This is a genomic window from Zhongshania marina (assembly GCF_002915595.1).
In the GTDB taxonomy this organism is placed as follows: Bacteria; Pseudomonadota; Gammaproteobacteria; order Pseudomonadales; family Spongiibacteraceae; genus Spongiibacter; species Spongiibacter marinus_B.
The window spans coordinates 103,247-116,454 of record NZ_PQGG01000035.1 but is presented as its reverse complement, the minus strand read 5'-3'; the positions used below and the strand labels follow the sequence as shown (position 1 = coordinate 116,454).

10 protein-coding genes are annotated in these 13,208 nt (G+C 48.2%); all 10 read right to left on the bottom strand.

Features of this window, described 5'->3' with window-relative positions:
- Nucleotides 1-25: 25 nt before the first annotated feature.
- Nucleotides 26-976 carry an acetyl-CoA carboxylase carboxyltransferase subunit alpha gene (locus C0068_RS15640; protein WP_103685410.1) on the bottom strand — a complete coding sequence of 317 codons (951 nt, stop codon included), beginning with the start codon at nucleotides 974-976 and terminating at the stop codon, nucleotides 26-28.
- 85 nt (nucleotides 977-1,061) lie between these two features.
- Nucleotides 1,062-4,544 carry a DNA polymerase III subunit alpha gene (dnaE, locus tag C0068_RS15635; protein WP_199176202.1) on the bottom strand — a complete coding sequence of 1,161 codons (3,483 nt, stop codon included), beginning with the start codon at nucleotides 4,542-4,544 and terminating at the stop codon, nucleotides 1,062-1,064.
- The gene (rnhB, locus tag C0068_RS15630) at nucleotides 4,541-5,152 is read right to left on the bottom strand and encodes a ribonuclease HII (protein ID WP_103685409.1); all 612 of its coding nucleotides are present in this window, start codon (nucleotides 5,150-5,152) and stop codon (nucleotides 4,541-4,543) included. Before rnhB ends, dnaE begins: the two co-directional genes overlap by 4 nt.
- On the bottom strand, nucleotides 5,145-6,296 hold the full coding sequence (gene lpxB / locus C0068_RS15625; protein ID WP_103685408.1) for a lipid-A-disaccharide synthase: 1,152 nt from the start codon (nucleotides 6,294-6,296) through the stop codon (nucleotides 5,145-5,147). The genes rnhB and lpxB overlap by 8 nt, the downstream gene beginning before the upstream one ends.
- Nucleotides 6,297-6,330: 34 nt before the next feature.
- Complete coding sequence (gene lpxA, locus C0068_RS15620; protein WP_103685446.1) at nucleotides 6,331-7,101, bottom strand: acyl-ACP--UDP-N-acetylglucosamine O-acyltransferase; 771 nt, start codon at nucleotides 7,099-7,101, stop codon at nucleotides 6,331-6,333.
- Nucleotides 7,102-7,130: 29 nt separating this feature from the next.
- Entirely contained in the window at nucleotides 7,131-7,568 is a 438-nt protein-coding gene (gene fabZ, locus C0068_RS15615) for a 3-hydroxyacyl-ACP dehydratase FabZ (protein WP_103685445.1), read from the bottom strand.
- A gap of 6 nt (nucleotides 7,569-7,574) precedes the next feature.
- Nucleotides 7,575-8,618 (bottom strand): UDP-3-O-(3-hydroxymyristoyl)glucosamine N-acyltransferase, encoded by a 1,044-nt coding sequence (lpxD, locus tag C0068_RS15610; protein WP_103685407.1) that lies wholly within the window; start codon nucleotides 8,616-8,618, stop codon nucleotides 7,575-7,577.
- Nucleotides 8,618-9,127: an OmpH/Skp family outer membrane protein gene (locus C0068_RS15605; protein ID WP_103685406.1), complete on the bottom strand. Its 510-nt coding sequence runs from the start codon at nucleotides 9,125-9,127 to the stop codon at nucleotides 8,618-8,620. The genes lpxD and C0068_RS15605 overlap by 1 nt, the downstream gene beginning before the upstream one ends.
- 51 nt (nucleotides 9,128-9,178) lie before the next feature.
- Nucleotides 9,179-11,767 carry an outer membrane protein assembly factor BamA gene (gene bamA, locus C0068_RS15600; RefSeq protein ID WP_103685405.1) on the bottom strand — a complete coding sequence of 863 codons (2,589 nt, stop codon included), beginning with the start codon at nucleotides 11,765-11,767 and terminating at the stop codon, nucleotides 9,179-9,181.
- Between the two features lie 90 nt (nucleotides 11,768-11,857).
- On the bottom strand, nucleotides 11,858-13,207 hold the full coding sequence (gene rseP, locus C0068_RS15595; RefSeq protein ID WP_233208839.1) for an RIP metalloprotease RseP: 1,350 nt from the start codon (nucleotides 13,205-13,207) through the stop codon (nucleotides 11,858-11,860).
- Between the last annotated feature and the right edge of the window lies 1 nt (nucleotide 13,208).

Below are 13,208 nucleotides of genomic sequence, written 5' to 3'. Positions count from 1 at the left end.
AATTAGCGGGACTTAAACGAGCAGCCTAGCTAACGCCGTAAGACATTAAACGCTCATAGCGCGTGTCTAGCAGTTCCTTCTCAGACAAGCCCTGCAAACGTGTAATTTGCGCGGCGATATGATCACGAACCCGTGCCGCACTCAAATCGATATCGCGGTGCGCTCCGCCTTGAGGCTCGGGGATAGTCGCATCAACAATGCCCAACTCCTCTAACACGGTGGAGGTCAAACCCATTGCTTCCGCAGCATCCGGTGCAAACTCAGAACTTTTCCAAATAATGTTTGCACAGCCTTCTGGCGAGATAACAAAATAGGTCGAGTATTGCAGCATTGCAATGTGATCACCCACACCGATGCCAAGCGCGCCGCCCGAACTTCCCTCACCAATAACGACACAGACTATCGGCGTTTTTAGGCGTGACATCACCGCAAGGTTTTGCGCAATCGCCTCACTAATACCACGCTCTTCACTATCAATACCCGGATACGCACCAGGTGTGTCAATTAAGGTAACAATTGGTAAATTATAGCGCTCTGCCATTTCCATCAGGCGCAACGCCTTGCGGTAACCTTCAGGCTTTGGCATACCAAAATTACGTTTTACCTTTTCGGTAACACCACGGCCTTTCTCTTGACCAATAACCATAACCGGCTTGCCGTTCAACTTGCCAATGCCCGCCACAATTGCGGCATCATCGCCAAAATGACGATCGCCATGTAATTCATCAAAATCAGTAAAAATACGGCGAATATAATCTAGGGTATACGGCCGCATTGGATGCCGAGCGATTTTAACGACATTCCACGGCGTTAAATTAGAAAATATCTTCTCTGTCAGCTTGCTGCTTTTCTCGCGCAGCTTGGTAATTTCCTCATTGATATTGAGGTCGTTGTCGCTCCCGACTAGCTGCAGCTCTTCGATTTTGGCTTCCAGCTCAGCAATAGGTTGTTCAAAATCAAGATAATTCGGATTCATTGCTCTGTATTATTCGCTCGTCAAATTCCGGAAACACCCACTTTTTACGCAAATAAATGGGCCCATTCATGATGTTGATTATACGTTAATCGTAATTGATCACCACGTTATTTACGCCACACTCGTCACGCAATCGCAGTAATACCTCATCGTTTGGCAGGATTCGCCAATTTTCACCCAAACGGATTCTACCTTTACCTTCGGGTCTCTGGTAGTCAATCACCACCGGACAACGCCCACCCTTTGCTATATGCAGCGCACCTTTAAGACGATCCAAGCCATCATTTTCGAGGGTCTTAGCCGTCACGCTTATCTGTAATTCTTTTGCATTCTGGTCTCGGGCCTCGGCAATGCTACGCACCGATTTAACCCGCATTTTTTTACCACCGCTGTACTCGTCGTTGCTACACACCCCCTCAACGACAATCACCGTGTCTTTCACCAGCTTCTCACGACATTCGTCGTAAGCGTCGCTAAACAAAGCGACTTCTATACGGGCGCTGCGATCATCTAACAACACAAATGCCATTGTATCGCCGCGCTTATTTTTCATCGTCCGCATACTCATTACCAAGCCAGCAATGGTTTGCGGATGTTTTTCTGGATTGAGATCAACAATCTTTTTAGGTACAAAGCGCCGCAGCTCAGACTCGTAATCATCGATTGGGTGTCCCGTAACGTACAAGCCCAGAGTTTCTTTCTCGCCCTGCAAACGCTCCTTGCTGGTCCATCTGCGTACATTTTGGAAGGGCGCGTACACGTCGCGGGTATCAACCGCCAAGGTCTCGCCAAACAAATCTGTCATACCGCTTTCAGTGTTTTTAGCGGATTGCTCTGCGGCCTGCACTGCCTCGGGCATTGCCGCCATTAAGATAGCGCGATCTTCACCTAAATCATCAAAAGCGCCAGAGCGAATAAGTGCTTCAATTGCGCGCTTATTAACTTTGCGCGGGTCGGTGCGCTCACAAAACTCAAATAAGTTTTTAAATGGGCCACCAGCATTGCGCGCCGCAATGATGTTTTCAACTGGGCCTTCGCCCAAGCCCTTTATGGCACCTAAGCCGTACACGATTTGGCCGCGATCATTGACGGTGAACATATACTCGCCTTCATTGACCGAAGGCAATTTATAGTCCAGCTTCATGTCCCGACATTCTTCGATGAAAATAACGATCTTGTCGGTATTATCTAATTCCGAACTCATTACCGCCGCCATAAACGGCGCAGGGTAATGGGTTTTCAACCAAGCGGTTTGATAAGAGACCAGCGCGTAAGCCGCGGAGTGAGATTTGTTAAAACCGTAGCCCGCGAATTTTTCCATCAAATCAAAGATGTTCGATGCAAGATCTTCGGCAAAGCCCTTTTCAACCGCACCTGCCTGAAATAGCACCCGCTGCTTTTCCATCTCTTCAGGCTTTTTCTTACCCATAGCACGTCGCAATAGATCTGCGCCCCCAAGGGTGTAGCCCCCCATTTCTTGGGCGATCTGCATAACCTGTTCTTGGTACAAAATAATACCGTAGGTCGGCCCTAAGACTGGTTTCAAACAATCGTGCTGATATTGAGGATGCGGATACGCCAACTCAGCCCGGCCGTGCTTACGGTTTATAAAGTCATCAACCATACCCGACTGCAGCGGGCCGGGTCGGAACAAGGCCACCAATGCGATGATATCCTCAAAGCAGTCTGGCAATAGACGCTTTATCAAGTCTTTCATGCCACGGGATTCAAGCTGAAACACCGCCGTGGTTTCCGCTCGTTTTAACAAATCAAACGTAGCGCGATCTTGAAGTGGAATTGCCATAATATCCAATGGCTCTTCGTTCACTTTAGCGCGTTGTGCATTGATTATTTTCAGCGCCCAATCAATGATGGTGAGCGTTCGCAGCCCCAAGAAGTCGAACTTAACTAAACCCGCCTCCTCAACATCACTTTTATCAAACTGAGTAACCAACCCACCGCCAGTATCGTCACAATACAAGGGTGAAAAATCAGTCAGCTTTGAGGGGGCAATAACCACACCACCGGCATGTTTACCCACGCCGCGCACAACCCCTTCAAGTTGCACGGCCATATCCCAAATTTCTTGGGCGGCCTCGTCATTGGCGAGAAACTCCCTGAGAACCTCTTCCTGTTCATAGGCCTTAGCGAGGGTCATCCCCACTTCAAAGGGAATCATTTTTGACAATTTGTCGGCAAGACCATAGGCCTTGCCCTGCACTCGGGCGACATCCCGCACCACCGCTTTTGCAGCCATAGTGCCGAAGGTAATAATTTGACTAACCGCATCGCGGCCGTAATTATCGGCAACGTAGTTAATAACCCGATCGCGCCCATCCATACAAAAGTCGACGTCAAAATCGGGCATCGATACCCGCTCGGGATTCAAAAACCGCTCGAAAAGTAAGTCGTACTGAATGGGGTCAAGGTCAGTAATTTTTAAAGCGTAAGCAACAAGGGAGCCGGCGCCCGAACCCCGACCAGGGCCAACGGGAATGCCATGATCCTTAGCCCACTGAATGAAATCCATTACGATTAAGAAATAGCCGGGGAATCCCATTTGGAGGATGACGTTTAATTCAAAATCCAAACGCTCACGATATTCTGTTTGATACGCGGCAAAATCAGCAGAACTGCTATCAAATAAAAATTCTAACCGTTCATCCAAGCCCTTGTGACAAAGGTCGCGAAAAAACTGCTCCTGAGTCAGCCCATCAGGGATGGGGTATTCTGGAAGGTAGTAAGTACCAAGCTGGATAGTGAGGTTGCAGCGCTTTGCGATTTCTACACTGTTCTGTAAAGCCTCTGGAATATCAGCAAAGAGTGCCTGCATTTCTTCGGCACTGCGCAGGCACTGCTGCTCGCTATAATTTCGTGGCCGCCGTGGATCGTCTAAAACCCGACCATCGCGAATACATACCCGCGCTTCGTGCGCGTCAAACTCATCGGAATCTAAAAACCGAACATCGTTAGTCGCCACAACCGGGCAATCAGCCTGCTCTGCCAAAGCAACCGCAGCGTGCAAATATTCATCTTCGTTCTGACGACCAGTGCGCTGTAATTCAATATAAAAACGATCAGGAAAAACACCGAGCCAGCGAGCCAAACTCACAGAAGCAAGATCGTGCTTACCACTCAACAATAATTGACCTACATCGCCTTCACGGCCGCCAGACAAGGCAATAAGCCCTTCATTCGCTTGTTCGATCCAGCTGCGCTTTACATAGGCGCGACCGAGATACTGACCTTCCAAATACGCCCGAGACATCAATTCGGTAAGATTACGGTAGCCCGTTTGATTCTGCGCCAACAGACAAAGTACGCTGGTTTGATCCGGGTCATCGTCATCGCGAACCAATAAATCGCTGCCAAATATTGGTTTAATTCCCGCGCCGGTTGCCGCTTTTTGAAACTTTATCAGTGCATAAAAATTATTTAGATCGGTAAGCGCCACCGCCGGCATATTTAACTCGGCAACTCGCTTTGCCAGCGCTTTAACTCGAACTAAACCATCTACTAGAGAGTATTCGGAGTGCACCCGCAGATGAACAAATTGATCTGAGATCATGATTCCGCCTCCACTATCGCACGTACCGGTGCGTAGCTACGTCGGTGAATCGGTGTAATTCCCAGCTGCTTTAAAGCCTCTAAATGCACTTTGGTTGGATACCCTTTGTGCCCCGCCATACCGTAGCCAGGATAAACAGTATCGAACTCAGCCATTTCTCTATCTCGAGTTACCTTGGCCAATATGGACGCGGCGGCAATGGCAGGCACCCGACTATCGCCCTTCACCACCGCTTGCGCGCGGTAGGGCCAATTGGGCACGCGATTACCATCAACCAGTACGAACTCAGGCTGCACACTCAATCCCGCAACGGCGCGATGCATTGCCAGCAGGCTGGCTTGCAAAATATTTAATTCGTCGATTTCTGCGACCGACGCCCTTGCTATACAAAAACTCAAGGCCTTTTCTTTTATTTCAAGATACAGCGCTTCGCGACGTTTTTCCGTTAGTTTTTTAGAATCATTCAAACCGGCAATTGGATTATTAGGATCAAGAATCACCGCTGCCGTTACAACATCTCCGCACAAAGGGCCGCGACCAACTTCATCAACTCCGGCCGTTAATAGCGGGACATCAAACTCAGCAAATAAGTCATCGATCTCAGGCATGCGCTACTCCCGCACACTGCAACACGACGTCTGCGGCGCGCTCACTCGCCTCTTTCGCCAATTGTCGATGAATAGTCTGGAATTCCGAAATTAAGGCCTCACGATGATTCGCATTATTTAACTGCTCTAGCAGCAACGGACCAATGACCTCTGCACAAACCTCGTCTTGCAGTAATTCAGGCACCAAAGCTCGCTGGGCTAATAAATTAGGCAAAGAGAAAAACGGCGTTTTCACCAAGCGAGATAATAATTTATACGACCATTTACCAAAACGATAAGCAACTACCATCGGCCTCTGTAATAACAAGGCCTCAAGGCTGGTGGTGCCCGACGCCATTAAAACAACATCGGATGCCGCCATCACCGTTCGCGATTGACCAAGTACAACCCGCACCGGCAAATCACGAGATAGCGCGGCGATAGCCTGCAAGATTTGCTGCTTACGTTCCAAGTTTGCCGCTGGGATTAAAAATTCGATATTTGGCTGAGCACGTCGCAACCACTGGGCGGTATGAAGGAAAGGAGCGATTAGTTGAGCAACTTCGCCGCCGCGACTGCCAGGTAAAATAGCCAGCACAGGATGGCCGTCCTCAACATCCAGCTCTGTACGTGCCACGGCACGCTGATCTTCCATAGAAATCTGATCTGCCAAGGGATGACCAACACAGGTCACCGGCACACCATGTTCTTGATAAAAATGCTCTTCGAAGGGGAACAAGGTCAGCATGTGATCTACCGCTTTGGCGATTTTTTTCACTCGACCTTGCCGCCAAGCCCACACTGATGGACTGACATAATGAAGCGTTTTAATTCCGCGCTGACGCAGAAATAGCTCGATATTTAAATTAAAGTCAGGGGAATCAATTCCAATAACAATCGCCGGTTGCCAGCTTAGAAAATGTGACTTTAATAAACGCCGCAAACGAAGCAACTCAGGCAGACGCTTTAGGGGTTCTACAATCCCCATCACCGACAGACGATCCATTTCGCACAGGCTACGACAGCCCTGCTCAATCATCAGTGGCCCGCCGACTCCTTCGAACTCCGCATCAGGATAGCGTTGCTTAATGGCGCGAATTAAATCAGCGCCCAAAATATCGCCGGAGGCCTCTCCAGCGATAATACCGATTCGCATTGCAGTCATAAAATAGCCATTTGTCGCGGCCGAGTGGTGTAAATTAACGCACTATACCGCGCTGAGATTGTTTCAATGAGTCCGCCAGTAATTGCACCTCGGGAAACTCCGCAGCAATAGGTGCCAATGCCTGCAGGGCTTCTTCGACGGTATTATTCTGACGGTAGATAATTTTATAGCCACGGCGAATAGCGGCAATGCTCTCTGGGCTAAAACCGCGTCTTTTTAAACCTTCGCTATTGATTGTCTTAGCTTCTGCTGGGGTGCCACTTACCGTAACGTAAGCCGGAACATCTTTGCTTATACCGCAACCAAAGCCAGCGAAACTATGGGCACCAATATGACAAAACTGATGCACCAAGGTAAATCCACTCAGTATGGCCCAGTCGCCAACCACAACATGACCCGCAAGCGCCGCATTATTAACGAGTATGCAATTGCTGCCGATAACAGAATCGTGACCGACATGCACATACGCCATCAGCAAATTTTTGTCGCCAATAATTGTCTTGCCGCGATCTTGAATGGTGCCACGATGAATCGTCACCCCTTCGCGAATCACATTATCATCGCCAATGATTAGCTCAGTGGGCTCACCCTTGTATTTTAGATCAGGAGTATCATCGCCAACGGTTGAGAATTGATAAATACGATTATTCTTACCGAGCTTTGTTGGACCCATCAGCACAACGTGGGAGCGAATATCGCAGCCTTCGCCAATTTCGACGTCGGCACCGACCATAGTCCAAGGACCGATCTTTACACCAGCACCAATCACCGCGCTCGGATCGATTATCGCGCGGGGATCAACCATTGCCGTAGGATGGATATTATCTGTCACTATCAACGCTGCCGATCAATACACAAAATTGTTGCCGAGCAAGCCAGTTTATCTTCAACATAAGCTTGGCAATCAAATTTCCACAAACCCTTTTTATCAGAGACGTATTGCGCCTTTAATATTAATTGGTCACCCGGCACTACTTGGCGTTTAAAACGGGCATTATCGACACCCGCAAACATATAGATAGAACCTTCCGAAGGCTTTTTATCTAGGGTCTTAAAGCCTAAAATACCCGCAGCTTGCGCCATTGCCTCGATAATCAATACGCCAGGCATGATGGGTAAGCCTGGGAAATGACCGTTAAAATGATTTTCGTTTCCGGTGACATTTTTTATCGCGACAATTGATTCGCCAAGCGTTAATTCCAGTACGCGATCAACTAATAAAAATGGATAGCGTTGCGGCAGGTATTCCTTTATTTCATTTATGTCCATCAGCATGTCTCAGCCTTCACCCTCATCTTTAGTCTTTAATTGCTTTTCTAAGAATGCCACACGCCGGTAGAGCTCATCGAGCTTGCTAAATCGCGCAGCGTTTTTTCGCCATTCGGTAGATTCCGCGACTCCGAACGTACCAGAGTATGATCCCGGCTGTAATATTGACTTAGTTACCATGCATCGCGCGGTAATGTGTACATTGTCGGCAATTGTAATATGCCCAACCACTCCAACGTTACCCGCCAGAGTACAATTTTTACCAATAACAGTACTTCCCGCCACTTGGCAGCAACCGGCCATTGCAGTGCCGTCACCGATAACGACGTTGTGGGCAATCATGGTTTGATCGTCGAGAATAACACCATTGCCAATAACAGTATCATCTAAAGCACCGCGATCAATGCTAGAGTTTGCACCAACCTCAACCTTATTCCCGATTTTCACCCCACCTAACTGGTGGATTTTCTCCCAACCATTTGGCCCTGGCGCAAATCCAAAACCATCACCACCGATGACTACGCCGGAATGAACAATGCATTCATCACCAATATTCACTCCATGGTAGATCGTTACATTAGCGTGGATATAGCAATATTTGCCGATACAGCTACCGCGACCAATTACCACCCCCGGCGCAATGACGGTTCCCTCACCGATTTCTACGCCTTCCTCGACGACACAATTTGCACCGATTGATACCGAGCTGTGAATATTCTCAGCCACGACAACCGCGCTTGGGTGCACACCTGCACGAGGTTTAACAAAGGGGTCAAACAAAGCACTAGCACGGGCGTACAGCAAGTACGGCTGATCCGTAAGCAAGCAGTTACCGGTATAGTCCACCGCCATATTGGGGTGAAGAATCACCGCTCCAGCCATGGTGCTTTGAAGAGTAGATTTGAACTTTATATTGGACAAAAAACTTAAATGTTCTGGCCCCGCTGAGCTTAGGGGTGCCATCCCCGCTAAAACCGTGTCAGGCCGCCCTTTGAACTCAAGTCCAAGAGCGGCCGCAACTTCAGCAAGGCTGAACGTTTTTTGTGCAGACATTACTTCGCTTGGTTCAACTTATCAGCCACTTTTGCAGTAATGTCAAAAGTGGCATCAGCGTGAAGAACTTGCTTGCGTGGCAATAACAAACCGATGTTCTCTGCCTTAATTAAATCTGGCAGAATTTTTTGCAGTTTAGGGCCAAGCTCTTGAAGAATTGACTGGGCTTCTTGCTGATTAGCCGCTTCAATTTTACGTGCCAAATGCTCGCCATCTTCACGGGCTGAATCAATTTTATTTTTAGTTGCTTGACGCTGTTCTGCGCTCAAAATATCGAAATCACGCTGAAACTGCTCAACTTGCTTGTCGTAATTTTTCTTTAATGCTTCCAGCTCTGCAACATTCTTTTTGTACTCAGATTGATTACGCATAGCGGTCAATCGCTTTTTCGCTACTTCCGTATTCAACACCGCGGCTTCTACATCAAATACAGCAATACGACCTTCGGCCATAGCGCCGCAAGCCCAAAACACCATCACTGTTGCCGCGATTAACTTAGAAAACTTCATATACAACTCCTGCTGATTATTGTGCAACTAAATTAAAAACCTAAATTTAAATTAGAAACTACGTCCCAATGAGAACTGGAATATCTCAGTTTCATCTATCCGTTCCGCATTCAAGGCCCTACCAAGACTAAACGTCAGCGGCCCAAAACCGGTAATCCACGTCGCCCCAACACCAACAGACATACGTAAATTCGAAGCATCTGGCTTAGAGCAATTCAACTGCGTTGTGCTACATTCAGTGCTGAATACATTCCCCGCGTCAAAGAAGAAACCGCTGCGTACAGAGCGCTGATCTTTCACAAAAGGAAGCGGGAATAATAATTCGATACTACCTTCTACTAAGACGTTGCCACCGAAGGGGTCAGGGTCACGTCTAAAGCTACTGGAACTATCCACCACCAATTGCCCAGTTACCGGATCCAAAACATAGGCGCCCTGTGCAGACAGAGCCAAGGCATTACCCGAGGCATCAATCGCAGTCGCCGCCTGGCTAATACGATAAATATCAGCATCCGAGCTACGTGGGCCTAGAGTATTAGCCTTATAGCCCCGCACCGAACCAAAACCACCGGCATAGAAGTTTTCATAGAACGGCAGATTTTCTAGCTCGCCATAACCATCGCCATAACCAAGTTCAGTTCTAAACCGCAAGGTGAAGCTATTGCTAATCGGGAGGTAAATCTGTCCTTCATATCCTAATTTATAGTATTCAAGATCGGAGCCTGGCACCGCTACCTCTAAAGACAGCGACTGCGAGGCACCGCGTGTCGCTAAAAGGCCTCTATTCAAAGTAGATTGGCGCCACGAGATACCGGCGGTAAAGTTATCAAACTCATCGCCATATTTATCCAAAAAGCCTTCTTCTCCACTATCAACCAAGGCTGTTTCGGGTAGATTGCTGATATCCTCAAGCACTTCTGCCGCCGTATAAGTACCCGTTGCTGAATCAAGACGGCTAATAAAATAATTATCGATTGCATCTAATATACGTGGGCTACTTTTAATTTCTTTTACCGCGCTAACGCCCGCCTCGATAGATGTTCTATTAAAGCCAAGATCAAAGCCCAAGCGCTCAGTTTCCGATATTGGATAACCGAAGTTAACGCTTGTACCGTAAGTATCCGAGGTATAACTAGCGACGTTGATTTCTTCGTAATCAGTGGTGCGGTAAAAAACCGAGAAACCTCTGCTTACGCCATCTTCCGTAAAATACGGATCGAGATAACTGAAATTAGCACTGGTGGCAAAGTCACTGCGCGACACACCAAAGCCAACCTGCTTACCCGTACCAAAGAAATTATTTTGCTGAATATTGGCGCTCAACAATAGACCACTATCCTGCGAGAAACCAACGCTAGCACCCAAGCTACCGGAGCTTTGCTCTTCAACAGAGTAGCGCAGGTCTATAAGATCGTCTGTGCCAGGGACTTCGAGGGTGTCGACCTTGGCCTCTTTAAAATAACCTAGGCGCTCTAAACGAATTCGCGACAACTCAATTTTATCTGCAGATGCCGGCGCACTTTCAATTTGGCGCATTTCGCGACGCAGCACTTCGTCTGAAGTCCGCGCATTACCTTCAAAGTCTATGCGTCGCACATATGTACGCTTACCTGGATCAATAAAGAACTTTAGATCTACGGTTTTATCTTCTTCGTTGCGCTCTGGAATTCCGCGAACCTTGGCGAAGTTATAGCCTTCATTACCTAAACGCTTGGTAATAAACTCCTCAGTACTCGTTACTAGCGCCTGAGAAAACACCTGTCCCTTCTGCACTAATACAAAGCGCTTCAAATCGTCTTCTGGCAGCACTAAGTCGCCTGAGAGCTCGGCGTTACTTACCGTGTACTTATCACCTTCAATTACGTTCACAGTAATATATACCGATTTGCGATTCGGGCTTATCGCAACCTGAACAGAGTCGGAATTAAAAAGCAGGTAACCGCGATCAAGATAATAAGAATTTAGCTTTTCTAAATCGCCTTTTAACTTCTCACGCGAATACTTATTACTGCTGCTAAAGAATGAAAAGAAACCACCGGTTTTTAACTCAAATAGATCCAGCAGGGTGTCATCGTCATAGACGGTATTACCCACAATATTGATGTGCTCAATAGTTGCATTACTGCCTTCATCAATATTGATGCTGATTGACACGCGGTTGCGAGGCTCAGCCACGACATCTGTTTCGATGCTCGCGTCATAACGGCCCTGCGACACATATTGCCGTGTCAGCTCCATTTTCATGCCGTCAAGGGTCGAGCGTTTAAACACCTGCCCTTCAGCCAAACCAGCATTCTTAAGACCATCAAGCAGCGCTTCAGTCGCCAAGGCCTTATTACCTTCCAAGTTGATCGCGCTAATCGCGGGACGCTCAACCACCCGTATAACAAGGACGTCGCCGTCCATACCAATTTGAATATCGTCGAAGTTACCTGTACCGAACAGGGCCTTAGACGCATTGGCCACCGAGCGACTACTCACTTGGTCACCAATACTTATCGGCAGTGCCGAGAACACCGTTTCAGACGATATACGCTGTAAACCTTCTACGCGGATATCTGAGATCGGCAGTGAATTTTGGCCGAGAGCGTGCATGCTCATCGACAGTAGGAAAAAACTAAGAGCTAAAAAGCGTTTCATCAACAGCTAAAAACCAAGGCTCTGGGCCGACACCAAATAAAACCGGCGCTGCCACTGTGTAAGATTAAAAGCATTGCATCGTCTTAAAGACTAAAGGCGCAACACATCGTTATATAAAGCAAAAACCATCACAAATACCACTAACACCAAGCCCAGCTGATTAGCCCAGACCTGCACCTGCTCTGCCACAGGCTTACCGGTCGCCCACTCTACCAGAGCGTAGACAATATGCCCGCCATCTAATACGGGAATCGGTAATAAATTCAAAACAGCTAGACTGATACTCAACAATGCCAAAAATGTCAGCCAGGCAAAAAATCCGTACTGCACCGAAGAGCTCGCCACTTTAGCAATGGTTATCGGCCCACTCAAGTTTTTCGGTGACAACAAGCCCATCAACATCTTTTTTATTGACGATAAAGTGAAGGCGCTCATCTTCCAGGTTTTGTCAACTGCTGCAACCGCTGCGCCAACAACACCATATTGCATAGTGCGCTGCATCGACTCAGGCCATGCCGGCATAGCAACACCCACGCCAACATAACCATAGGCATGGGACTCATCGTCCAGTTTGCGCTCAGGGGTAATGTTTAAAATAAGCTGTCGATTATCACGCTCAACCAGCACTGAAACCGACTCTTCAGGTCGCTGGCGAACATATTCCACCCACTCCTGCCAAGTGCCCATAGACTGACCATCCGCAGCCACGACCAAATCACCGGTCTGCATACCGCCAAGTTGCGCCGGACTGCCGGCTACCACGGTTTCTATTTTCGGCACTACTTCAGGCACAAATAAGGTCACGCCTAGCTCACGAACCGGATTGGGCTCTTCAATATCGTGCATCCAGTCGCTCAAGGTCACGACATTTTCCGTCACCACGTCAGTATCCGCCGAACGCATCGTAAAATGTACTTCGCCATTTTCACCTATGCGCTCTAAAAGCTGCATCTGGAGCGCTTCCCAGGTTGGCGTAGGCTCACCATCAACGGTTAAAAACTCCTGACCAGCGGTTATACCAGCTTGCTCAGCCAATGATCCAACGTCCACCTTAGAAACAACAGGAGCAACACCACTGACGCCATTCAGAAAAACCAGCCAATAGACAAACACCGCCAAAACAATATTTGCCAGTGGTCCGGCCGCGGCAATGGCAATGCGTGAACGGGGCGATGCACGATTAAACGCCTGCTCCACTAACTCGTCGGGAACAGGGCCCTCACGCTCGTCTAACATTTTAACGTAGCCACCCAGAGGAATACCGGCGACCACATATTCGGTTCCGCTGCGGTCAGACCACGACAGCAGAGGTTTGCCAAAGCCAATCGAAAAGCGCAAAACCTTAACGCCACAGCGCCTCGCAACCCAAAAATGGCCGAATTCATGCACCGCCACCAAAATAGCGAGGGTTAGCAGTGTCACCACAATTGTTTGCAACATA

Excerpts from the sequence above, each read along its gene's own strand:
- C0068_RS15605 (WP_103685406.1), bottom strand. The coding sequence starts at position 9,127 with ATGAAGTTTTCTAAGTTAATCGCGGCAACAGTGATGGTGTTTTGGGCT.
- lpxA (WP_103685446.1), bottom strand. The coding sequence starts at position 7,101 with ATGGTTGATCCCCGCGCGATAATCGATCCGAGCGCGGTGATTGGTGCT.
- lpxD (WP_103685407.1), bottom strand. The coding sequence starts at position 8,618 with ATGTCTGCACAAAAAACGTTCAGCCTTGCTGAAGTTGCGGCCGCTCTT.
- C0068_RS15640 (WP_103685410.1), bottom strand. The coding sequence starts at position 976 with ATGAATCCGAATTATCTTGATTTTGAACAACCTATTGCTGAGCTGGAA.
- bamA (WP_103685405.1), bottom strand. The coding sequence starts at position 11,767 with ATGAAACGCTTTTTAGCTCTTAGTTTTTTCCTACTGTCGATGAGCATG.
- rseP (WP_233208839.1), bottom strand. The coding sequence starts at position 13,207 with ATGTTGCAAACAATTGTGGTGACACTGCTAACCCTCGCTATTTTGGTG.
- rnhB (WP_103685409.1), bottom strand. The coding sequence starts at position 5,152 with ATGCCTGAGATCGATGACTTATTTGCTGAGTTTGATGTCCCGCTATTA.
- dnaE (WP_199176202.1), bottom strand. The coding sequence starts at position 4,544 with ATGATCTCAGATCAATTTGTTCATCTGCGGGTGCACTCCGAATACTCT.
- lpxB (WP_103685408.1), bottom strand. The coding sequence starts at position 6,296 with ATGACTGCAATGCGAATCGGTATTATCGCTGGAGAGGCCTCCGGCGAT.